Genomic DNA, 23532 nt, shown 5'->3' on the forward strand with positions numbered 1-23532 from the left:
GAATGTCTTCTGTGCCGGGTGATGATGGCTGTTTGTTGGTATCAGAAGTGCTCAGTCGATGTTGAACGACAGCGACTTGACCTGACGGATGGCCGGGTTGGCGCGCAGCTTGTCCAGCACCTCTTCAGACACGGGACCATCGACGTAGAGAAGTGCGATAGCATCGCCGCTTTCCTTTTCGCGGCCCAGCTGGAAGTTGGCGATGTTGACGCCCGCTTCACCCAACGTCATGCCCATGAAGCCGATCATGCCGGGCACGTCGGTGTTGGTGATGTAGATCATGTGCTTGCCAACATCGGCATCCATGTTGATGTTCTTGATCTGGATGAAGCGTGCCTTGCCATCCGAAAACACCGTACCGGCTACCGAACGGACCTGATTTTCCGTCTTCACGGTCACCTTGATGAAGCCATCATAGACGCCGGTCTTGTCGCGCTTGACCTCGGAAAGGATGATGCCCTTCTCCTTGATCATGATCGGGGCAGAAACCATGTTGACGTCGGCCACCTGCGGACGGATGAGACCTGCCAGCAGCGCGGATGTCAGCGCCTTGGTGTTCATGTTGGCGGTTGCACCATCGTAGAGAATTTCGATTTCCTTGGTAGCGCTTTCCTGCACCTGACCCACGAAGGAACCGAGGACGTCTGCCAGCTTGATGAAAGGCTTCAGGCGTGGTGCTTCGTCAGCCGTGATCGACGGCATGTTGATGGCGTTGGAAACGGCACCCTTGACGAGGTAATCCGACATCTGCTCGGCAACCTGAAGCGCGACATTTTCCTGTGCTTCGGTGGTCGATGCACCCAGGTGCGGCGTGCAGACGACGTTTGGAAGACCAAACAGCGGGCTTTCCGTCGCAGGCTCAACTTCGAACACGTCGAAACCGGCACCGGCAACATGGCCGGACTTGATGGCGTCGGCAAGTGCAGCCTCATCCACCAGACCACCACGGGCGCAGTTGATGATACGAACGCCGGGCTTGGTCTTGGCGATGTTTTCAGCGCCCAGAATACCGCGCGTCTTGTCGGTCATCGGCACATGCAGCGTGATGAAATCGGACTGTGCGAGCAACTCGTCCAGCTCGACCTTGGTCACACCCATTTCCTGCGCACGCTCTGGCGACAGGAAGGGGTCGTAGGCCAGAACATTCATCTTCAGGCCAAGGGCACGCGAGCAGACGATGCCGCCAATATTACCCGCACCGATAACGCCCAACGTCTTGCCGGTGATTTCGACACCCATGAACTTCGACTTCTCCCACTTGCCAGCCTGCGTGGACGTGTCAGCGGCAGGAAGCTGGCGGGCGACGGCAAACATCAGCGCGATCGCGTGTTCGGCTGTCGTAATGGAGTTGCCGAACGGCGTGTTCATGACGATGATACCGCGGCGCGAGGCTGCTGGAATATCGACGTTATCGACACCGATACCGGCGCGACCGATGACCTTGAGATTGGTCGCGGCTTCGATCAGCTTTTCCGTCGCCTTGGTGGCGGAACGGATAGCGAGACCATCGTAATTGCCGATGATTTCGGCCAGCTTGTCTTTATCCTTGCCAAGCTTCGGCTGGAAATCGACGTCGACGCCGCGATCACGGAAAATCTGGACGGCGGTTTCCGACAATTCGTCAGATACGAGTACGCGAGGTGCCATGAGTTGGGCTCCTTGAAAATGGGTTTATTTTTGAGAATGAGGTATGAGCGGCCCTACCATAGCAGGGCCGGAATAGATTAGGCCGCAGCCTTGAAAACCGCAGCTTTCTGCGTTTCAAAAGCCCATTTCAGCCAAGGCATGACGGCTTTCATGTCAGCCGTTTCAATCGTGGCACCGGCCCAGATGCGAAGACCGGACGGCGCATCGCGGTAAGCGCCGATATCGAGCGCCACGTTTTCTTTTTCGAGAAGAGCAACCATGCCCTTGGCGAAATCGGCCTGTGCAGCTGCGTCCAGAGCTGCGACGTCCTTGCAGACGATCTTGAGGCAGACGGAGGTGTTGGAACGTGTCTCGTCAACGACCGCGAGATTGGCGATCCAGTTGTGCTCGGCCACGAAGTCGAAGATGACCTGGGCGTTGGCATCGGCACGCGCCATCAGGGCGTTGAGGCCGCCGAGGCTCTTCGCCCACAGCAGCGCATCGATGTAATCTTCGACGCACAGCATGGACGGTGTGTTGATCGTCTCACCGGTGAAAATGCCTTCGATCAGCTTGCCGCCAGATGTCATGCGGAAAATCTTCGGCAGCGGCCATGCAGGCACGTAGCTCGTCAGACGCTCGACCGCACGCGGAGACAGAATGATGACGCCGTGGCCACCCTCGCCGCCCAGAACCTTCTGCCAGGAGAAGGTCACGACATCAAGCTTGGAGAAGTCCATGTCCTGCGCAAATGCCGCAGAGGTCGCGTCGCAGATCGTCAGACCCTGACGGTCGGCCGGAATGAAATCGGCATTGGGCACTCGAACACCAGACGTCGTACCGTTCCAGGTAAAGACCACATCACGGTCGAAATCGATCGTGGAAAGATCAGGCAGAACGCCGTAATCGGCTTCAATTCTGCGAACGTCCTTCAGCTTCAGCTGCTTGACGACATCGGTGACCCAACCGGCACCGAAGCTTTCCCACGCAACCATGTCCACACCGCGCTCACCGAGCAGCGACCACAGAGCCATTTCAACGGCACCGGTGTCAGACGCGGGAACAATACCGATGCGATAATCGGCGGGAACATTCAGAACTTCGCGGGTGAGATCGATGGCCTGCTTGAGCTTGGCTTTGCCAACCTTGGCGCGATGCGAGCGACCGAGCGGTGCATCAGCGAGAGCGTCTAGCGACCAACCGGGGCGCTTCGAGCAGGGACCAGAAGAGAAATGGGAATTTTGCGGACGAAGGTCCGGCTTCGTAATCTGTGTCATCATGCTATCCTTCCAGATAGAAAGCCTCTCGTTAGGGAGAGGTGGCCTGCCGTCGTTGCTATTCTTCTCGTCCGGTCCGGTCAAGTGAAATATGTTGCAGCTGACAAGAATTTCGCACTGCGACCCCCCCGGCCAGACGCCCAAACAGCAAAAACCGCCCGCATCCAGCGTGGACGCGAACGGTTTATCTCTAAAGCTTGAACGTGACGGTTATTTGTAAACGGCAGGCTGAAGCGGAATGTCTGCGGGCGGAATATACTGGGCGGTATCGCAGCCGTTAAAGACGTAACGACCACCGACGCGCACTTCATGCGAGGTCAAACCCTTGTCGCGTCCTGGACCGACAGCACCACGGCCACCGAACATGTCACCACTGCCGATCTGCCGGAAACGATAACCAACATCGGCCTTGAGATTACACGTCACATCGATGGATGCGCCGGCCATCAATGCGTAAGCAAAGCGCCAATCACCCTTGCCTTCAAACTCGCAGCAACCGCTATCAAGTTTAACGGTATCCCACTTCACGTGTGCTCCACCGATACCCGCACCCAGATAAGGGGTAATACGACCGTATGTACCCAGATCGACATAGGCGTTGGCCAACAGGCTGTAGGCACGCAGCGACGAGCTGAAGTTGTCGACACCGCCGCCCGCTGCATTAGCTTGACCGTGATAGTCCGATTTTCCCATGTAGTCGAACGTCAAGTCCGTACGCAGGTAATTGTTGATCTGATAACCCACACCCGCGCCGAAGAGGAAACTGTCATCTGCCTCGGTTCTGTCGGATTGGATAAGAGTGTTCGTTCCACCGCTCGCACGGCTAAACTCGAAGCGACGCGCATCGTTGAACGAATAGCCGACATCACCACGAAGGTACCAGCCACTGGCTTCCTGAACGGCGACTTCAGGCGCCTGATCGGCAAATGCCGGAGGCGGCTCTTGATAGACATCGGCAGCAAATGCGGTATGGCTTCCAAATAAAACGGCAACAAGACCGATCAGGCTCTTTTTCATGATTGCGGCTCCATAAAAGGTAAAGCGCCCAGCGCGGCAAGACCCGTTAATTTGTTCATGCCTGAAATCTAAAGGAAAATGGTTAAATCACTCTTAAAAATCCCTATGTAGCCGCCTCATTTCCTAACATTTACGGTTAAGAGGCGGTGAATACAGGCTAAGCACCCTTTCAATGCGCGCGCGCCGGGCTTGGAAATATCTGCTTGCGATGCTTTTAAGTAATAATATCAATATAAAATAATGTTTCATTAGCTAATATTGTTGTGCCTATCGCAACAATCATACGACATCATCAGTACAAGCCCTGCGATGACTTGAAAGATCCAAGGTTTAGGGCAGCCATGATGCGCTGACCGGTCAGCAAAATAACTTTCCACACGACCGCGCGATGCATTCTCGCAAACATCACCGGAACGACTGCAGGATCGTCACGCCTTGAGCAGTACTTTGAACCACATTATCGAATTCCTCCGCATTCCAGATAACAATCCGGACCTGCTGAAGGCAAAATATCGCGCGTTTTGCAAGCAGATGCCGATGATGTACTTCATTCTGATTTCAAGCACGTGGGCGCTCGCGGCAACGCACATGTCCATTGCACCGGCGTTGCTAACCATCCTCGTTCCGTCTCTCTTCACATTGATCAGCGCCGTCAGAGTCGTGTTCTGGTGGACATCCCGCAAGCAGTCCCCGTCGGCAGTCCAGGCGCTTTCGGCTCTGAAACGCACACAACGCCTGTCCATCGGCATAGCAGCTGCATTCACACTCTGGTCTTTCCTGCTTTACCCCTATGGCAACGCCTACCAGCAATCCCACGTCGCTTTTTATATGGCCATAACGGTCATTTCCTGCATTTTCTGTCTGATGCATGTTCGCTCTGCCGCCTTTATCGTGGCGATCATCGTCAACGGCACCTTCATCGTCTTTTTCGCCACCACCGGCCAGCCGACTTTCCTCGCCATCGCGATCAACATTTTGCTGGTCAGTTTTGGCATGCTCGCGGTGCTGACTGTAAATTATGGCAATTTCGAACGAATGATCGTTGCGCAGCAGCAGACCCAGGCACTTAGCAACGAAAACCTCCGGCTGGCAAATATCGACAGCCTCACGGGATTGCCAAACCGCCGGGCATTTTTCCAGCACCTTTCAAGCGCATTCGAGTCCGCGAAGACCGGGAACAAACGGCTGGCGGTCGGCGTGATCGATCTGGACGGTTTCAAACCCGTCAATGACCTCTACGGGCACTCGGCGGGCGACCGGCTTCTGGTGGAAGTCAGCAACCGTCTCGGCCGGCCCGTCTCTTCATCAGACCTGTTTTTATCCCGTCTCGGCGGCGACGAGTTTGCGTTCGTCATCTCGGAGGTCGCTGACGATCATGACATCGTGGGAGACGGCAACCGCATGTGCGACCTGCTACGCTCGCCGTTCAACCTCCCCGACGCGACGATCATGATTTCCGGCTCCATCGGCATCGCCGTTTTTCCAGATCTTGCATCCTCGCCTGATGAACTCTTCGACCGTGCCGATTATGCGCTTTATCACGGCAAACGAAGAAAGCGGGGCAACAGCACGCTCTTTACGGCACAGCATGTGGCAGAAATTCATCGCGATGCGCGCGTAGAACAGACGCTGAAGCAGGCGGACCTCACCAGCGAACTCTCGACTGTCTTCCAACCCATTGTCGATATCGCCCAGCATCGAACAACGGGCTTTGAGGCATTAGCACGCTGGAACAGCCCGCATTTGGGCCAGGTCTCACCCGGCCAGTTTATTCCCATTGCCGAACGCGCGGGCATCATCGGAAGTCTCACGCGACCTTTGTTGAAAAAGGCACTCGACGCCGCCGTCAAATGGCCCGCCGATATTCGTCTGTCCTTCAATCTGTCGGCACAGGATTTAAACAGCTCGGAAGCCGTGATCGGCATCATTGCTATCATCGAGACGAGCGGCTTTCCCGCATCCCGCCTGGATCTCGAAATTACCGAAACGGCATTCATCCACGATACGTGGCAAGCACGGCAATCGGTGGAAATGCTGAGACAGATCGGCTGCGGTATTTCGCTGGATGACTTCGGAACCGGCTATTCCAGCCTCACATCGCTCCATTCCCTGCCGCTCACCAAGATCAAGATTGACCACACCTTCGTCCATGAAGTGCAAAGCAATCCGGCCAGCTACAAGATTGTCAAATCCGTGCTGATCCTCAGCCGTGAAATGGGGTTGGACGCTATTGTTGAAGGCGTTGAAACCGCAGAACAAATGGCTGTCATTCGCAATCTCGGGGCCACATTGGTACAGGGATATTACTTCTCTCGCCCCATGGCGGAGAGTGATATAGCCGATTTCCTGTGCGCGGAGGAAATATCGAGAGCCGCAGAACCGCTCGCTTCCTGACGGGCCGGGAGAGACCAACAAACCGCTGGCAGGAAAGTATTTTCGTTCCGGGCAAACCCTTTGGGCGCAAACCCTGAAACCAGTCCGGCCCCGCTACGCGTCGCATGCCCCATGCTAAATCTAGCTATTTCCTCGCCATGCAACTTTCGCTACGGTTGCAGCGAGACCGGGCGTAACGGACCGGTCTTGGGGCTCGTAACCCCTTAACTGGCGGCCGGTGTCGGCCGTGATGACACCCCTCAGCCATATATAATTATGGCTGAGGCGGTCCATTGTGACTATATAGCTCATCTGCCTACGGCCGGGGAGGCTCTGACGTATGTTCAAGGCGCAAGCCTAAAGGTCAGGGCGGTCGTCCAGTTACGGCTTACGAACTCCCCGGCCACCAGAGGTCCGTTTCCTCCGGTGGTCGATTTCCCGTTTCAACAAGATGGCGATGGTACTGCGCGTCTTTCGCGTGAGCACCTCTGCCGATGGGGAAATGCGATGGAATCCTATAGTTTTTGGGCCGATCTCTTACACACCTTCCGCATGATGTCCGATCAGGTGAAGGTCTTGCTCATCTACATGCCCTGCGTCTTCGCGCTGGGGTTTGCGGCGCTCTACCTCTATCATTTGCGTAAGCTCAATCCGCCCGTCTGGAAGGAGCCGCAGCCTTACACGCTGCTGCCGCCGGACAGGACGCCACCAAACGAGCGTGTTCAGCCCAGTCTGGAGCGCTTGCGAAGGTTGGACGACCGCATGGCCCAGATGAAAGGCGAGCGGGATATCGACCGCCTATAAGCGCCTTCTTGCCTAGAGCGTTTACGTACGAGATGGAAACGGCAAACCGACTATGCCGCCGTCTTCGCGTTCGATATCACACCGACGAGATCGTTGACGATACGCTCGACCTGCGCGCTATCATCGCCTTCCGCCATCACACGGATAAGCGGCTCGGTGCCGGATGGGCGAATGACCAAACGACCATTATTGGCCAGAGCGCTTTCCGCATCGGCGATAGCCTGCTTGACCACCGGGTTTTCCAATGGCTTGCCACCTGAAATACGGACGTTTTTCAGCAGCTGCGGCACCGGCTCGAACTTGCGGCAGACTTCGCTCACCGTGCGACCAGACCGCTTGACGCGTGCCAGCACCTGAAGCGCTGCAACCAGGCCATCGCCCGTCGTGCCATAATCCGAGAGAACGATGTGACCCGACTGTTCACCACCCACGTTGAAATCGTTGTTGCGCATGTGCTCGACGACGTAACGGTCGCCGACCTTGGTGCGCGCAAGCGTCAGACCCTTATCATCCAGGAAACGCTCAAGCCCAAGGTTGGACATGACGGTTGCAACGATACCGCCGCCGCGCAGGATATTGTCGTCAGCCCAGCTTGCGGCAATCGTCGCCATCAACTGGTCGCCATCGACAATCTGGCCGCGCTCGTCCACGATGATCACCCGGTCTGCATCACCATCCAGTGCAATACCGATATCTGCCCGGACCTCATGCACCTTCTTTTGCAAGGCATCGGGGTGGGTCGAGCCACATTCGAAATTGATGTTGGTGCCATTCGGCTCGTTACCGATCGTCACGACCTCGGCACCCAACTCCCAAAGCGCGGCAGGCGCGACCTTATAGGCGGCGCCATTGGCACAATCGATGGCAATCCTCAAGCCGCTCAAGGTCACGTCGCGCGGCAGGGTGCGCTTGACGAATTCGATGTAGCGATAGATGTCACCGTCCACGCGCTTGGCGCGACCGATTTCGTGCGGCTTGGCAAGCTGTGCGTAGATATCGCGGTCGAGAAGCTCTTCGATCTCGAGCTCTAACTCGTCAGAAAGCTTGTAACCGTCAGGTCCGAAAAGCTTGATGCCGTTGTCGGCAAACGGGTTGTGAGAGGCCGAAATCATCACGCCGATGTCCGCCCGCAGCGAGCGCGTCAGCATGGCAACCGCGGGCGTCGGGATCGGTCCGAGCAGAAACACGTCCAGCCCTGCTGCCGTGAAACCGGCCACCAGCGCGTTTTCCAGCATGTAACCGGACAGGCGCGTGTCTTTGCCGATCACCACACGGTGGCGATGCTGGCCACGTCGAAAAATCGTCCCCACCGCGATACCGACGCGCATCGCCAGATCCGGCGTCATCGGGAACACGTTGGATTCCCCGCGAATTCCATCCGTTCCGAAATAGCGACGTGTCATGTGAGCTCCAGATTGTTCCACGGAAGCGGCTGCGATCATACGCGCCACACCCTTTGTCCGCTCAATGCCATAAAAGGCTGCCGACAGCACGTCAATTACCGCTAACAGCCAATATATGTTGTTACCAAACCTCACGCGCTAACAAGACGTGCTGAAACGCAAAAGGGCCGTCCTGACGGACGGCCCTTGAATTTGAATTGCAAAGCAATCAGCGCGGCTGCGGCTCCATGCCGTCTTCGGCCTCACCGTTGTCCTTGGCTTCGGTCGGGCCGTCCTTCTTGGTGCCAGCCTTCGGCACAGCAGAACCACGACCACTCGGCGAATCGTCACCCAGATCACGCGCAGGCTTTTCGCCGCGGATCAAAGCCTTGATTTCCTCGCCCGTCAGCGTTTCATATTCGAGAAGACCTTCCGCAATGGCGACGAAGCCATCGTGATGTTCGGTCAGAATACGACGCGCTTCCGTATAGGCCTCATCAATCAGGCGACGCACTTCGGTATCGATCGTCTGTGCGGTGGCCTCAGAAACATTCTTCGACTGCGAAACGGAATGACCGAGGAACACTTCCTGCTGGTTTTCACCATAGGCGACCTGACCCAGAGCATCGGAGAAGCCCCACTGTGTCACCATTGCACGGGCAAGCTTGGTGGCCTGCTCGATATCGGACGAGGCGCCCGAGGTGATGTTTTCTTTGCCGAACGTGAGCTCTTCGGCGACACGACCACCCATCATGATGACGAGACGAGAGACCATCCACTTGTAGCTCATGGAATAGCGGTCGCCTTCCGGCAACTGCATGACCATGCCAAGCGCGCGGCCGCGGGGGATGATCGTTGCCTTGTGCAAGGGATCGGCCACCGGCACTTTCAGCGCCGTAATGGCATGACCGGCTTCGTGATAGGCCGTCAGTTTCTTTTCGGCCTCGGTCATGGCGGACGAGCGGCGCTCGGCGCCCATCATGATCTTGTCCTTGGCGTCTTCGAATTCCGCCATGGTCACGACGCGCTTGTTGCGGCGGGCGGCCATCAGTGCTGCTTCGTTGACGAGGTTCATCAGATCGGCACCGGAAAAACCGGGTGTGCCGCGTGCGAGGACCTTGAGATCTACATTCGGCGCCAGCGGTACGTTGCGCGCGTGAACCTTCAGGATGCGCTCGCGACCGACGATATCCGGGTTCGGAACAACGACCTGACGGTCAAAACGGCCTGGGCGCAGCAATGCGGGATCGAGGACATCTGGACGGTTGGTCGCGGCAATCAGAATGATGCCCTCATTCGCCTCGAAGCCATCCATTTCCACCAGCAACTGGTTCAAGGTCTGCTCACGCTCGTCGTTACCACCGCCGAGACCTGCACCACGATGGCGGCCAACAGCATCGATTTCGTCGATAAAGATGATGCAGGGCGCATTTTTCTTCGCCTGCTCGAACATGTCGCGGACACGGCTTGCGCCGACGCCGACGAACATTTCCACGAAGTCGGAACCGGAGATCGTGAAGAACGGCACATTCGCTTCGCCCGCGACTGACCGTGCGAGCAATGTCTTACCCGTACCCGGAGGACCGACCAGCAGAACGCCGCGCGGAATTTTGCCGCCCAGACGCTGGAATTTCTGCGGGTCACGCAGGAATTCGACGATTTCTTCCAGATCCTGCTTGGCTTCGTCGACGCCTGCGACGTCTTCAAACGTCACACGCCCATGCGCTTCGGTCAGGAGCTTGGCCTTGGATTTACCAAAGCCCATCGCGCCACGCGACCCACCCTGCATCTGCCGCATGAAGAACAGCCAGACACCCAGAATAAGGAACATCGGCAGGAGCGTTCCCAGATAGCTCAGGAAGCCTGACGAACCATCGCTTTCAGGACGCGCGTTGATGGCGACGTTCTTTGCCTGGAGACGCGCCAACAGGGCATCGTCAATCACGGGCGAATAGGTCTGAAACGCTGCATTGCTTTCGGTGTAGGTTCCGAGAACACGGTTTCCGGTGACGGTCACCTCACGGACGCGCCCTGCGTCGACATCACTCAAAAACTGTGAATAGGCGATCTCTCGTGACGCCGATTGTGACGGCGACGTCTGGAACATGCTGAACAACGCGATCAGCAACAGAGCGATCACTGCCCACAGGGCGAAATTTCTAAAATTTGGGTTCATCGAACTCCCCGAACTGCAACGTGCGAATATGCGCCCGCCATTATGTTGGGCTTAACATAAGGAGGACAGTTGCCGTTGCCAAGGCAGGCGAAGAGATGAGTTGCGATTTGCGGTAAAAACTCTGACAAAAATCGGTTTTACCGCCATTGGACCTTCAAACAGGCGGCCTGGGATAGGCAAATCGGCCGACAAGCCTCGCAATGGTATTCGCCAACTCGAAATCAAATCGTGTGAGAAAGAGATCATAAGGCGCAAGCCTGAATTGACTGGTCACCCCTGGCGGTGGCGTCAATGCTGGCGCATCGCCCTCCCCCCCGTAGATCGGCATCGCCTGCAAAGCGCGCTTGACGATGCCCGACGGAACGGAGGGCCCGACCTCATCCGGTATCGAGATGTCGCATGTGCCAAATCCGCGCACGGTAATATCGCTGCTCGACAGGTTGGTGATATCGAACCGTTCATCCCATCGGATGCTCGCCCCTCTGGCCACCGTCACATGGGGAATATCTCTGTTTTCGCGCATCAGAAAAAGGGTATCCCTGCGTCGCTCGAACACCACCCGGCTGGCCGTCACCCTGCCCTGCTCTCCGGCTTTGGCGAAGGCCAGAACTTTGTCCATGCTCGCAGCGCCCAAAGCGAACCGCCGACCACCGATGACACAGGCAAGAGCAGAAAGCGCATGTCGAACCGTTGTGGAGTTCCCAGCCAGACATCCTGCATCCAGCGCAACGAGCCCATAGCCGCAATATGTTGCGAATTGTTCGATGAGTCGGGCGGACTCCGATGACATGGCCAATCGGTTGATTGACTGATCAATCAACGTCCGTTGAGCCTCGCGAGGTGTGTTTCGCACCCGCACGCGTTCGTATGTCGCATCGTCATTGCTGGGGTCGTCGTACCATGATTGTCCCTGTGCAACGAGGAAGTCGCGAATGTCACGTCTTGTCACGGTCAGGAAGGGACGAAGGACCCAATGGCGCGCGTCGTAGAGCACCGCATCCGCCATGCCGGCAAGACCCAGATTGTCTGGTCGATCACTTCGGGCGCCGCGCATGGCGATCGTTTCCTGCTGATCACCCAAGGTGTGGCCGACGACAACCATATCGGCCTCGATCTCACCCGCGACCGTTCCGATCAACGCGTAACGCGCAACCCGCGCCGCCGCAGACAGTCCCGCCTTCGGCTTCTGCCCCTCCCAACGAAGAAGGTGATGCGGGACGCCAAGGGTCAGGCAAAAGGCCGCAACGCCCTCGGCTTCCTCCCCCGATTCAGGACGAAGCATGTGGTCGATCGTGACTGCCTGAAGAGAAATATCCTGCCTGCCGAGATCGCGAAGGGCCTGATGCAGCGCCAACAGCAATCCGGTGGAATCGCTACCGCCGGAAATGGCAACGAGAACACAGGACCGACTTGTAATTTTCTGGACAAAAAGCCGAGCAGCCTCAAGGGGTGCAACCGGCATCGCTGCGGACGACCTGCCATGGTCAGCGGTCGTCACCGGCTCAGCAGCTCAGGCGTTTTTGTTCGCTGGTAACCTTGCCCAGAACAGTCTTGGATGCGGTGGGGTAGCGCTTGGGCACTTCGCGAAGGGTCGCGCAGGCGGTTTCCTTGTTGTCGAGGGCGGCCAGCGACATACCCAGCTTCAGCAGCATTTCTGGCGCTTTTGGCGACTTGCTGTAGGTCTGGTGAGCGTTCAGAAACGTCTTGGCAGCATCAGTAAATTTGCCTTGGCTATACTGGGCTTCGCCCAGCCAGAAATTGGCATCCGCGGCTTTGGCACCCTTGGGATAGCCCTGGATATACTGCTCGAAACCCGTTTCCGCCGCCTTATAGTCACCTGACAGAACATGGCTGTAGGCCGCCTGATAGACATCGTTCTCGCTGGTGAGCGCCGCTGTGTTGACAGGATCGGTGGTCGTCGAACGGCCGGTCTCGACACCAGGCAACGTACCAGCCGAGTTATTGGCGTTCGGGTTCATCGAACCACCAACAGGCAGCCCACGCGAATCGAGCTCAATGGAACCGAGTGTGCTTTCACCCGGCGCCGCATTGCTGCGTGGCGCTGAGGCCAACGGGCCGGTACCCCGTTCGCTGCCGCCCATTGAAGCGCCGCCCTGGGACGGCGTTTCAATGATGGTTGCGACGTCATCCTGCGGACCTGCCGACGGAATCTCGGCTTCGGCCTTCTTCTTCGGTGCAGGTGACGCACCCTTGCCGCTTTCGAGTTCCTGGAAGCGGAACTCGTTGTCTTCCTGGGCTTTGCGGATCGTTTCCTGCATTTGCAGCAACTGGAAGCTCATTTCCTCGATACGGCCGTTCAGCTGACGAATCTGCTCCTCGAGTTGCTGGACACGATAGGCATCGTTTGCCTGCACCTTCACGACGGGTGCATTTTGCGTGTTCAACGTGCCGAAGGCCCCACCCGAGCCGAACAACGGCCCCGAGACGGCCGCGCCGCTCAAGCCGGTGAAGGCTGCAAGCCCCAGCATTCCCGCCACGACAAGTTTCTTCATGTTGCGTCCTGTCTGGTTGATTTGCGCCCCAACGACGCAAATCCGGATTTTTTCCATTTGGCGTAAAAAAGCAACTTAAGTTCGGCCAAACTATGGAAAAAAGAAAGGCGGCCCGAAGACCGCCTCTCAAACATGATCATACAATCGCGAGACCTTAGCGGGCACCGCCCAGAACGGTGACAGCGCGACGGTTCTGCGACCAGCAAGAAATGTCGTCGCAAACGGCAACAGGACGTTCCTTGCCGTAGGAAATGGTTCTCATGCGATTGGCAGGAACACCCTGCGAAGCGAGGAATTCCTTGGTGGCAGCTGCACGGCGAGCGCCCAGTGCGAGGTTGTATTCGCGTGTGCCGCGCTCATCGGCGTGACCTTCGACTGTGATGGCGTAGTTCGGATAACGGGCCAACCACTGTGCCTGACGCTGCAGGGTCTGCTGCGCGTCTGCGCGGATCGACGTGCTGTCGGTATCGAAGAAGATGCGGTCGCCGACATTGACGGTGAAGTCCTGGGCAGAACCCGGCGTCGCAGAGCCTGCACCACCACCAAGACCAAGTTCGCCGGCGCTGTTGGGCATGTTCTTCTTGTTGGCACAACCAGCCAGCGCAAGAGCAAGCGTCAAAGCGATAACAGCCGGGTTACGGGCAATTTTCTGCATCGGGCCGAGTGCCGAAGTGTTTGTACGGCTCATAGCCGGTCTCTCCTTAGAATTTCAGTAACGTTGCCAGACAATAACCGAATGCAGTTAATTGCCCCCAAACAATTATGGTTAACAGAAAGGAAATGTCCCGCTTTTTTTAGCGCCCTCACAACAACTTTGCAGCAAAAGGCGAGACAGGTCCCGGTATCACATGCGTAGAAAATATAGCGGCATGCTTGCAACATACCGCCATAATCGCGTTATCAATCCAGAAGCGGCGACCATGCCGGGTCGGATGCAAATGTCGGCGTCTTGATCAGCTGCTCGTTATAGCCGGTCAGATCGATGGAGTAGAGCTGCGGGCCACCGGAACCGGCTGCCTGACGGAAGAACATCAGTACGCGGCCGTTTGGTGCCCATGTCGGTCCTTCATTGTGAAAGCCCGAGGTCAGAATACGCTCGCCGGACCCATCCGGCTTCATGACGCCGATGGAGAACTTGCCGCCAGACTGCTTGGTGAAAGCAATCAGATCGCCGCGCGGAGACCAGACCGGCGTGGAGTAGGAACCATCGCCGAAGGAGATGCGGTTCTGGCCGGAACCATCGGCATTCATCACGTAAATCTGCTGGCGACCGCCGCGGTCGCTTTCAAACGCAATGCGCTGGCCATCGGGCGCATAGGACGGTGCCGTATCGATGGCACCCGTGTTTGTCAGGCGGGTCGTGGTACGCGAACGCAGGTCCATCGTGTAGATGTTGGCATTGCCTTCCTGCTGAAGGCTCATGATGACCTTCTGTCCATCTGGCGAAAAGCGCGGCGAGAACGTCATGCCGGGGAAGTTGCCGACGACTTCACGCTGTCCGGTTTCCAGTTGCAACAGATAGACGCGCGGCTGCTGGCCCTCGAACGACATGTAGGTCACTTCCTGACGGCTTGGCGAAAAGCGCGGCGTCAGAACGAGGTCCTTGGTCGTCGTCAAGTTGCGAACATTGAAGCCATCCTGGTCCATGATCGAGAGCGCACGCTTTCGGTCGGTCTTGGGACCGCTTTCGGAGACGAAGACGACACGGGTGTCGAAGTAACCCTTTTCACCCGTGACACGCTCGTAGATCGCATCGGCGATGATATGGGCCACACGACGCCAGTTTTCCGGTTGGGTGAAGAACTGCTGACCGCTCATCTGCTGACCGGCGAACGTATCCCAAAGGCGGAATTCGGCGCGCAGTCGGCCATCGGCTTCCTTCGTCACACGGCCCGTGACCAGTGCCTGCGCATTGATGACTTTCCAGTCCTCGAAACGGGGCTGCTGATCGGGATTGCTGATCTTCTCGATGAACGCATTCTTGTTGACGGGCGCAAACAACCCGGAACGCTGGAGGTCGGCCGCGATAACCTGCGAGACCTGCGCACCGATGCCGTCACCCGACATGAAATCGGTGATCGCGATCGGCAACGGCTGAACGTTGCCCTTGTTGATGTTGATTTGAACTTCGGCACTGGCCGGTGTGACCGCAACGAAAGACAACAGCATGCCAGAGGCAACCATCATCGCGCGCAGGAGAGAGAACTTGATCATTGAGACAAGCCTTTCAGCTTCATACAAAATTGGACATCGAATTGGGTGTGGTTTTTGTCATAGATCCCAAAACTGTCGGTTTAAATCGCAAACTCAGAGGGGTCGAAGTTCAGAACCATCGTGTTCCATCCCCTTTCACCTTCGTATTTATCCGGCGGAAGGTTTTTTAAAGGCTGGGACTTCAAGATCGCACGACGCGCGCTGCCTTCGACGGCGCGGCGCGTACCCTCGGGTCCACCAGTGGCCGTCACCTCTGGCTGACCGACAACCATGCCGTTCTGATCGAGTGATACGCGAACGACGACTCTCACCTCGGCCACACCCGTCAGACCACCGGGCATGCTCCAGTTACCCTGAACCTGACCACGAACACTGTCGATCTCACTAGCGCTCAAACCGGTGCCAATTGTCTTCTTGCCACCAAGCGACGCTGTTTCGGTAGACCGTTTTGCACCGCCGCCGGACGGGGCCTGCTTGTTCAACAGTTTCGAGATGTCGTCGGCGTTGAACTCGCTGGCCTGCGAAGCGGCAGACTTGGCGGTCTCCTGCTTGCGGTCTGCCGGTTTCTTGTCGGACGGCTTCTCTGTCGACTTCGCCTGCTCCGGCTTCTTCTCCGCCGGTTTTTCGGCTGGTTTCGTCTCGGCTGGCTTTTGTTCGGCCTGCTTCGGAGGTTCCGGCTTCGGCTCAGCCGGCTGTGGGCGCGAATTCGGGCGCGGCACATTTGGCGGCACCGGAATCTCCGCCGGTTCCTGATTTTGCGGTGGTGGCTCCTGAGCCTGCTGTTGCGCGGGCGGCTGCGTCGGCGTCGGTGGCGTTGCTATTTCCGGCTTGGGAACAGGCAGCGACGCCGTTTCCAATGGCTTTGGCGCAGACGTCTCTTCCTTGACGATGTCTTTCACATCGTTGGGCTTGGTATCGACGACAGGCGCTGGCTTTTCCTGCTTGGGAGGAGCAGCAGCACTCTCATTATTGTTGGGCTTTTCCGTCGGCGTCGGCGGCGCTTCGAGATCGACGCTGTTGTTACCGGCATTCTGGGCGTTGGCAACGATGTCGGGACGAGTGGTCGGAACAGGCGCAGACTTTTCCGCCTTGGGCGCGTTCTTGTCACCCTGCTGAATCTGCGTCATCTCTTCCACGGACACCAGATCGACAGGCATCGACTCGGCCTGAGACACCTCGAGCGGCGCTGGCGAGCCCAGAGACACGAGGGCAAAGGCCAGCAGTGAGGCGTGCACGATCGCAGATGTGGTGACGCTGCCTTTCATACCGAGATCAGTTGTCCTGTTTCTGTTGTGTTACGAGACCGATATTCTTGAAACCCGCAGCCTGGATACGCGCCATGACATCGGCAACGATGCCATAAGCGGCAACCGAGTCCGCACGGACGAAAATACGCTCATTGTAGCCGGTGGTCGAAATTGCCTGCAGTTTGTCGGCCACTTCCGTTGCCTGGATCGGCGTTTCCTGCAAATGGATCACGCCATCGGCATTGACCGAAATGGTAATCGGCTGCGTATCGGAATTCAGCGCATTGGCTGATGTCTGCGGCAGATCGACAGGCACGCCGACCGTCATCATCGGTGCAGCCACCATGAAGATTATGAGCAAGACTAGCATGACGTCGACAAGCGGCGTCACGTTGATTTCGCTGATCGCGCCACCCTTGCGGCGTCCCCGGCCTCGACCACGGCGTCCGCCGGATCCACCGCCGCCACCGCCTGCTGACATTCCCATCGTGTTACTCCACTCGCTCGGAAGCGCGTTTACTGCGCGGCCTGACGCGTCTGCAGCTTCTCATCGATCTGGCGCGAAAGGATAGCGGAAAACTCATCCGCAAAACCTTCCATACGCGCAGAGAGCTTGCCTGCATCGCCGGTGAATTTGTTATATGCGATAACGGCCGGAATAGCGGCGACAAGACCGATGGCCGTTGCCAGAAGCGCTTCGGCGATACCAGGCGCCACAACCGCGAGGTTGGTGGACTTGGAACCGGCGATCGCCTGGAATGAGGTCATGATACCGATAACAGTACCGAACAGACCGATGAACGGACCTGCCGAACCGATCGTTGCCAGCGAACCGAGACGCGCCTCGAAGGTCTCGCCTTCCCGCGCCATGGTCACGTCCATCGCCCGGTCTATCCGCATCTGGAGCCCGATCGGCGATCGCGCACCACGCTCGAATGACTTTTTCCATTCGCGCATCGCCGCCACGAAGATCGCCGCAAGGCCCGTATTCTGGCGCTCGGCCAGCGTCCGGTACAGCTCTTCAAGCGACTGGCCAGACCAGAAGACCTGTTCGAACTGGTCGAACTGGCGCTTTGCCTTGCCGAAGGACACATACTTGTCGATGACAATGGCCCACGTCCAGACAGATGCGGCTATAAGACCGATCATGACCAGCTTGACGATGAGACCAGCCTGCATGAACAGCGCCCAAAGACTTACGTCGTGCGTTGCTGCGGCCAAACCTGCCTGTTCCATAAAAATCCAATCCCCGAATCCAAACGCCCGGTGCATGACCGGGCGATTTAAACGCGCATCAACGTTTGAAGTCCTGCGGCAGTCGCCGAAAACCCCTTGAGCCGTGCCCCGATATGACCATTTAGCCTTCCTTGACCGTAAATTTGGTAAAAGGAAGGCGTGTGGCGCACAAATACCGAATGGTTAAGGTAGACTACATTATGGTTAAGAGAGTGTTACGAAATAGGCACGTCTAACAGCCGTCGCGTGTTTCTTCGCTCTTACTTCAGAAATTTCTCTGCAATCGCGTCCGGCAGACGGCGCGGTCTTCCCTTCGAATTGATCACAGCGATAATCACTTTTGCGACAATGAGTGGCGTTTCGCCGCGTCGTATTTCCTGATTGAGAACCATTTTCGCCCCGCCCGCCTTTTCGGTCAGCGTGGTAATGACCAGCACATCGTCCATGCGTGCAGGCGACTTGAAGTCGATTTCCATGCGGTGAACGACGAAAACCAGGCCTTCGTCATCGGCGGTCAGAAGCGCGCTCTGCTCACAGCCAAGGCAGCGCAGGTAATCGGTACGACCTCGCTCCAGAAAATGCAGATAGCGCGCGTGATACACGAGGCCGGAAAAATCCGTGTCCTCGTAATAGACGCGCTGTGTCAGCCGGTGGCCGTGTTCGATGAGCTCACCGGAGAGGGAAACGGTCAGATCAGTCATGTGAAAGTCCCGGATGTGGAGCGGCACAAAGGTTCATTTATCATCCAGATTGCGGTCATCCCAAACGACGTGTTGCGTGGAAGTGGGAAGGTTTTCGATCTCACCGGCGATGAAATACGGTGGAATGTCCAGCTGCGTCAAGGCTTCCGTGGTCGCACGCGCCCAGCGGAACTCCAGCGGATGCTTGCCATCCTGCATGCGGTGGACGATGTCTTCTTCGTGGAAAGGAAAGGTTTCGGGCAATTCCATCAGATAATAGAAACCAAGCTCGTGCCAGTCCTTGCCCTCATAATGGAAGAAATTCTCTACCACCCAAAGCAGCCGCCCGACCTTGGCCTCGACACCAAGCTCCTCCACCATTTCACGCGCCAGCGTCTCGCGCGATTGCTCGCCCATTTCCGCCCGGCCACCGGGAAAACTCCAGAATTTCTCGTGCGTCGCCCGGTGCACCAGCACGTGGCCGTCGCGAAACGCGATACCCGCTACACGCATCTGGAAGAGGCGCTTGGGCTTGAATTTGATGCGGATACGAAGGTCTTCAGTCATATGCTTTGGCTTCCGGGAACATGAGGTCACGCTCCGCCCAACCTAGCGCGTCCAGTTCCGTTTTGCGAACCCTTGCATCATCATCCACGATAAACTCGTCCAGCTGGGGTGGTTTGACGGAGCTGCCGGAGAGCATTGCGTGCACCTGACCTCGGTGATGGGTCTGGTGTTGAAAAAGATGGCTTAAAATATCGTCGCAACGGTCCTGTTGAACTCTCTCTGCACGGTGCACGCGCACGTCTGCTTCCAGATCGATGTCCGTGCATGTATCGACAAAGGCGATGAGGTCGTCGTCCAGCTGCGATTGCGCCTTCTGGAGAGCGCTCATGTCTGCGAAAGGATCACCGTGAGCGAAAATGTCAGGGCCCCTCGTTCCACCTTTCAGAGCATCGATGTAAAACAGGTCGACGAGATAGATGTGGTTCAATGTGGCGCAGATGGTGGGAAAGAAACCATTTCGCGCCGCGACGAATTCGGCGGGAGAAAGCCTGCCGCAAGCAGCGTGCAGCCTGAGATTTGCCAACCGGTTGTTGCGGGCGAGCTTTCGGAACACGCGACGAGGGTCGTAACTCATGGCTTTCTCCTATTCTGCGCAGCGGGGAAAAGACGCGACTGCGTGAAAAGCGTCAATCGGCCTTATCGAGCTCCGAATGACTTTTCAGGACCCTGCCGCCGTCTTCCTGCTCGATCAGGTAAGCGGGCTCGTCCTCGCTTGCCTTCCGCTTGATGACCGAGCCTTCGATCTTGCGCTCGACGTCTTTCGTAAAGCTCTCGGCAATCTTGCCTTCGCCTTTACCCGAACCCCATTTCCACTGGACTTTGGTACCCTTACGGAATTTCGTCATGTCACGCTCCTGGCAAAGAACGTGAAATGGCCGGCAAGCGGGATGGTTCCTATGCCTCACCCAGATCGATCACCACCACCTCTGGCGGCGACATGAAACGGACCGGGGCGATGGAGCAGCCGAGCCCGCCGGAGACGACAAGATGCCTGTTATCTTCGACAACGTGACCATAGACGAAACGCTCGCCAAAGCGCGACGGCACAGCTGGACGCCAGCCGAACAGATTGACCTGCCCGCCATGCGTATGGCCCGACAATGTCAGCGATACCCGGTCCGGGACAGAAACGAAGATGTCAGGCTCATGCGCAAGAAGAATGACGGGGGCGTTATCCGTGATCTGCGCAAGTGTGCCGGGAAGATCGTCCAGACCCGTCGTGCGGCGTCCGGTCAGATAGGCCCATTGGTCTTCTATTCCCGCAATCCAGAAGGGTTGGGTATCGGAACCGCAACGCACAGCATGGTTCGAATATGTCTGAATGCCGACCGACCGAAGCGCCTTATGCGCAACCGTTTCCTTCAGCCGCAGCCTCTGCGCTTCAAGGTCCTGCCACCAATCGTGGTTGCCGCACACGGCGTGCACCCCTTGCGGTGCCTTCAACCCCGAAAGAGCCTTCGCCCAGTCTCCCGGTGGAACGACACCTGTCACCAGTTTCATGCCGGACATGTAATCGCCCAGCAGCAGAATGACGTCGCCACCCAGCGTGTTGGCGTAATCGCAGATCTTTGCAATGCGCTCGGCAGGCATCCATGGCTCGCAGGCGTGAAAATCGGCAAGCGCCACGATGCGCAAGCGTTGCCCCTTGGGCCAGCCGGGCGGATTGATACGATATCGCGTGGTCGATAGCCGCGCCAAGGGCTCGATGCCACCCGCATAGGCACCAAGAGAAACCAGACCCGCCGCCATGGTGGCAGCCGTCTTGAGCAATGCGCGACGGGTGATCACGATCAGTCGTCCTCGAGCGTCAAACGAAACTGCGCCGCTTCGATATCTTTCGGCGGCTGCAGGTCCAGATGCTTCCACGCCGTTGCGGTCAAGATACGTCCTCGCGGCGTTCGCTGAATGAAACCCTGCTGGATCATGTAGGGTTCGATAATGTCCTCAATGGCATCGCGTGGCTCCGACAAGCCGGCGGCAATCGTTTCGATGCCAACGGGACCACCGCCGAAATTCACGGCGATCATCGTCAGATATCGCATGTCCAATTGGTCAAGACCCATATTGTCCACGAGCAGCCGCGTCAGCGCCTCGTCGGCAATCTGTCGCGTCACGGATTCTGCCCGCGCCACCTCGGCAAAATCACGAACACGGCGCAACAGCCGCCCGGCGATGCGTGGGGTGCCGCGCGAACGACGCGCCACTTCGCGTGCGCCCTCTTCCGTCATCGGCAAACCCATGATGCGCGCACCACGGCGCACGATCAGTTCGAGTTCTTCCACCGTGTAGAAAGACAGGCGAACGGGAATGCCGAAGCGATCTCGCAACGGATTTGTCAAAAGGCCGAGACGCGTGGTGGCCGCAACCAGCGTGAATTTCGACAGATCGATTTTTACGGACCGCGCAGCCGGTCCCTCACCGATGATCAGATCGAGCTGAAAATCCTCCATCGCAGGATAGAGGATTTCTTCCACGGCAGGGCTCAACCGGTGGATTTCATCGATGAACAGAACATCCCGTTCTTCCAGATTGGTCAGAAGCGCCGCCAGATCACCGGCCTTGGCAATCACCGGTCCGGACGTGGACTTGAAGTTGACCCCCAGCTCCTTGGCCATGATCTGCGCCAGCGTCGTCTTGCCAAGACCCGGTGGCCCGACGAACAGCACATGATCCAGCGCCTCGCCACGGTTCTTCGCCGCTTCGATGAAAATCTTGAGGTTCGCCCGCGCCTCCGCCTGGCCGGTAAAGTCATCCAGCGTTTGTGGGCGAAGCGTCGTATCGATATCTTCGCCGCGCTTTTCCGAAGAAATCAGCCGTGCCGCGTCACTCATGTCAGAAGTTCCATTCCGGGTATTTTGCGTGCGGCTCTCTGATCGAATGTGTCAATCATCTGTCACCAGGCTTTCAGCCGAGCTGATCTAGAACACGCTTTTGGACCAGTCGTTTCGCCTTTGGATGTCATGGTCGTCTGGAGCCCCATGACGACCTCTGTTCTTAGTTTTTAAAGATCGCAAGGAAAATAACACAGGGCGTTCTACCGCGAAAGCTCCTTCAAGCCCAACCGGATCAGCTTGGCGCTATCGCCACCCTCACCGCCATTCTTCAGCGCGGCCGCCACGGCATTGGCGGCCTGATCGCGGGAATAGCCAAGGTTGGTGAGGGCAGACACGGCATCGGCCACGGGTGCGGATGCGACGCCTTCGCCCAGTTCCTGTTTGAAGCCGATGGAGGACGATACCTCACCAGCAAAGGCAGGCGCCTTGTTGCGAAGTTCCGTGACGATGCGCACGGCAACTTTCGGCCCGACACCGGGCGCACGCGACACGACGACCTTGTCCTGAAGGGCAATCGCGTTGGCCAATTCAGAGGGCGTCAATGTTGACAGTACCGCAAGCGCAACCTTGGCACCCACCCCCTGAACGCTTTGCAACAGGGTGAACCACTCCCGTTCCAGTGCTGTCAGGAACCCGAACAGCCGCAACTGGTCTTCGCGCACATAGGTTTCGATGAAGAGGACCACGGCCTCGCCTGCAGAGCCAAGGCGCGACAGAGTTCGCGCCGAACAATAGGCCACGTAACAGACACCGTGAACATCAACGACCACATGGTCATCGCCAATTTCATCGATCGTGCCTTTGAGTTTTCCAATCATGGGAATGCCTGTGAAAAGAGGAAATCAGCTTGCGGCCAGCACGCGGCGCATGCGCTCGCCCGCCCTGTTGTGTGCATGGCAAATGGCGATGGCAAGAGCATCAGCTGCGTCATTACCCTTGAACTCAGCCTTAGGCATCAAAATTTTCAACATCATGTGAATCTGCTGCTTTTCGCCATGCCCGACACCGATCACGGCTTTCTTGACGGCATTCGGTGCATATTCCGCTACCGGAAGGCCCGCGCGTGCGGGAACCAGCATCGCGATACCGCGCGCCTGACCAAGCTTTAGCGTCGCCACAGCATCCTTGTTGACGAAGGTCTGCTCCACCGCCGCCTCGTGCGGTTGGTGGGAATGGACGATTGCGGAAAGGCCGTCATGGAGCTGGCAAAGGCGCGACGCCAGGTCCATATCGCCATCGGACGTGACAGTGCCGGAGGCCACGAAGCGCAGGCTGTTGCCCAGCGTTTCTATGACGCCCCAGCCCATTCGCCGAAGCCCTGGGTCAATCCCGATAATTCGAATCGCATTTGTCATGTGGCACCCTACCGTTCAGGCGCGAAACCTGCCAGCGATAAGTGAACAAAACGACAACATTGCACAAGATGGCATGGCCGCTCACGCTGGGTCTGATCGAAACGGGCTCCGTAACCACCGCATATGTGCACCAGTTTTTTTGATCCATCGTTCAATTCGGCGCGATTGCACTGGCAAATTTGGCCATGAAACTTACATCTAGCACAACCCGAAACGCATCAGGAGCGTCCT

General features: G+C 57.4%; 22 protein-coding genes. 2 read left to right on the forward strand and 20 right to left on the reverse strand.

What is annotated here, in order from left to right; translation table 11 throughout:
* Positions 1-51: 51 nt before the first annotated feature.
* The 3 genes from serA to GGQ73_RS09595 form a co-directional block, all read right to left on the reverse strand.
* Entirely contained in the window at positions 52-1647 is a 1596-nt protein-coding gene (gene serA / locus GGQ73_RS09585) for a phosphoglycerate dehydrogenase (protein ID WP_174153846.1), read from the reverse strand.
* A 77-nt stretch (positions 1648-1724) separates the two neighbouring features.
* Positions 1725-2903, reverse strand: a complete 1179-nt coding sequence (locus GGQ73_RS09590; RefSeq protein WP_174153847.1) for a phosphoserine transaminase — start codon at positions 2901-2903, stop codon at positions 1725-1727.
* 210 nt (positions 2904-3113) lie between these two features.
* Positions 3114-3920, reverse strand: coding sequence for an outer membrane protein (locus GGQ73_RS09595; protein ID WP_174153848.1), 807 nt, complete (start codon positions 3918-3920; stop codon positions 3114-3116).
* A gap of 537 nt (positions 3921-4457) precedes the next feature.
* Here GGQ73_RS09595 and GGQ73_RS09600 point away from each other — a divergent pair.
* Both GGQ73_RS09600 and GGQ73_RS09605 read left to right on the forward strand, forming a co-directional pair.
* Entirely contained in the window at positions 4458-6314 is a 1857-nt protein-coding gene (locus GGQ73_RS09600) for a putative bifunctional diguanylate cyclase/phosphodiesterase (protein WP_183896138.1), read from the forward strand.
* Positions 6315-6800: 486 nt separating this feature from the next.
* Positions 6801-7097 (forward strand): hypothetical protein, encoded by a 297-nt coding sequence (locus GGQ73_RS09605; RefSeq protein WP_183895855.1) that lies wholly within the window; start codon positions 6801-6803, stop codon positions 7095-7097.
* Between the two features lie 50 nt (positions 7098-7147).
* Here the strand turns inward: GGQ73_RS09605 and glmM are convergent, their stop codons facing one another.
* The 17 genes from glmM to ruvC all read right to left on the reverse strand — a co-directional run bounded on the left by glmM (position 7148) and on the right by ruvC (position 23301).
* Complete coding sequence (glmM, locus tag GGQ73_RS09610) at positions 7148-8500, reverse strand: phosphoglucosamine mutase (protein WP_174153850.1); 1353 nt, start codon at positions 8498-8500, stop codon at positions 7148-7150.
* A 208-nt stretch (positions 8501-8708) separates the two neighbouring features.
* Positions 8709-10655, reverse strand: a complete 1947-nt coding sequence (ftsH, locus tag GGQ73_RS09615; protein ID WP_183895857.1) for an ATP-dependent zinc metalloprotease FtsH — start codon at positions 10653-10655, stop codon at positions 8709-8711.
* A gap of 154 nt (positions 10656-10809) precedes the next feature.
* Positions 10810-12117 (reverse strand): tRNA lysidine(34) synthetase TilS, encoded by a 1308-nt coding sequence (tilS, locus tag GGQ73_RS09620; RefSeq protein WP_183895859.1) that lies wholly within the window; start codon positions 12115-12117, stop codon positions 10810-10812.
* Between the two features lie 40 nt (positions 12118-12157).
* Positions 12158-13168, reverse strand: coding sequence for a tol-pal system protein YbgF (gene ybgF, locus GGQ73_RS09625; protein ID WP_183895861.1), 1011 nt, complete (start codon positions 13166-13168; stop codon positions 12158-12160).
* Positions 13169-13322: 154 nt separating this feature from the next.
* A complete protein-coding gene (gene pal, locus GGQ73_RS09630; protein ID WP_174153854.1) occupies positions 13323-13856 on the reverse strand; it encodes a peptidoglycan-associated lipoprotein Pal in 534 nt (177 codons plus the stop codon).
* Between the two features lie 212 nt (positions 13857-14068).
* Positions 14069-15382, reverse strand: coding sequence for a Tol-Pal system beta propeller repeat protein TolB (gene tolB, locus GGQ73_RS09635; RefSeq protein ID WP_183895863.1), 1314 nt, complete (start codon positions 15380-15382; stop codon positions 14069-14071).
* A gap of 80 nt (positions 15383-15462) precedes the next feature.
* Entirely contained in the window at positions 15463-16647 is a 1185-nt protein-coding gene (locus GGQ73_RS09640; protein WP_174153856.1) for a hypothetical protein, read from the reverse strand.
* Between the two features lie 7 nt (positions 16648-16654).
* On the reverse strand, positions 16655-17116 hold the full coding sequence (gene tolR / locus GGQ73_RS09645; protein ID WP_067644342.1) for a protein TolR: 462 nt from the start codon (positions 17114-17116) through the stop codon (positions 16655-16657).
* A 29-nt stretch (positions 17117-17145) separates the two neighbouring features.
* Positions 17146-17865, reverse strand: a complete 720-nt coding sequence (gene tolQ, locus GGQ73_RS09650; protein ID WP_045228480.1) for a protein TolQ — start codon at positions 17863-17865, stop codon at positions 17146-17148.
* 260 nt (positions 17866-18125) lie between these two features.
* Positions 18126-18566: a tol-pal system-associated acyl-CoA thioesterase gene (gene ybgC / locus GGQ73_RS09655; RefSeq protein WP_174153857.1), complete on the reverse strand. Its 441-nt coding sequence runs from the start codon at positions 18564-18566 to the stop codon at positions 18126-18128.
* 33 nt (positions 18567-18599) lie between these two features.
* Complete coding sequence (locus GGQ73_RS09660) at positions 18600-19112, reverse strand: NUDIX hydrolase (RefSeq protein ID WP_183895865.1); 513 nt, start codon at positions 19110-19112, stop codon at positions 18600-18602.
* Positions 19105-19686, reverse strand: a complete 582-nt coding sequence (locus GGQ73_RS09665) for a DinB family protein (RefSeq protein WP_183895867.1) — start codon at positions 19684-19686, stop codon at positions 19105-19107. The genes GGQ73_RS09660 and GGQ73_RS09665 overlap by 8 nt, the downstream gene beginning before the upstream one ends.
* A 52-nt stretch (positions 19687-19738) precedes the next feature.
* Positions 19739-19957 (reverse strand): hypervirulence associated TUDOR domain-containing protein, encoded by a 219-nt coding sequence (locus GGQ73_RS09670; protein WP_183895869.1) that lies wholly within the window; start codon positions 19955-19957, stop codon positions 19739-19741.
* Positions 19958-20006: 49 nt separating this feature from the next.
* On the reverse strand, positions 20007-20900 hold the full coding sequence (locus GGQ73_RS09675; protein WP_412762967.1) for a metallophosphoesterase: 894 nt from the start codon (positions 20898-20900) through the stop codon (positions 20007-20009).
* 2 nt (positions 20901-20902) lie between these two features.
* Entirely contained in the window at positions 20903-21943 is a 1041-nt protein-coding gene (gene ruvB / locus GGQ73_RS09680; RefSeq protein ID WP_183895872.1) for a Holliday junction branch migration DNA helicase RuvB, read from the reverse strand.
* Positions 21944-22146: 203 nt separating this feature from the next.
* Positions 22147-22764: a Holliday junction branch migration protein RuvA gene (gene ruvA / locus GGQ73_RS09685; protein ID WP_183895874.1), complete on the reverse strand. Its 618-nt coding sequence runs from the start codon at positions 22762-22764 to the stop codon at positions 22147-22149.
* 24 nt (positions 22765-22788) lie between these two features.
* Positions 22789-23301 carry a crossover junction endodeoxyribonuclease RuvC gene (gene ruvC, locus GGQ73_RS09690; RefSeq protein WP_183895876.1) on the reverse strand — a complete coding sequence of 171 codons (513 nt, stop codon included), beginning with the start codon at positions 23299-23301 and terminating at the stop codon, positions 22789-22791.
* Positions 23302-23532: the final 231 nt, after the last annotated feature.

Origin of the sequence: Rhizobium skierniewicense (assembly GCF_014196515.1) — a bacterium.
Taxonomy (GTDB): domain Bacteria; phylum Pseudomonadota; class Alphaproteobacteria; order Rhizobiales; family Rhizobiaceae; genus Agrobacterium; species Agrobacterium skierniewicense.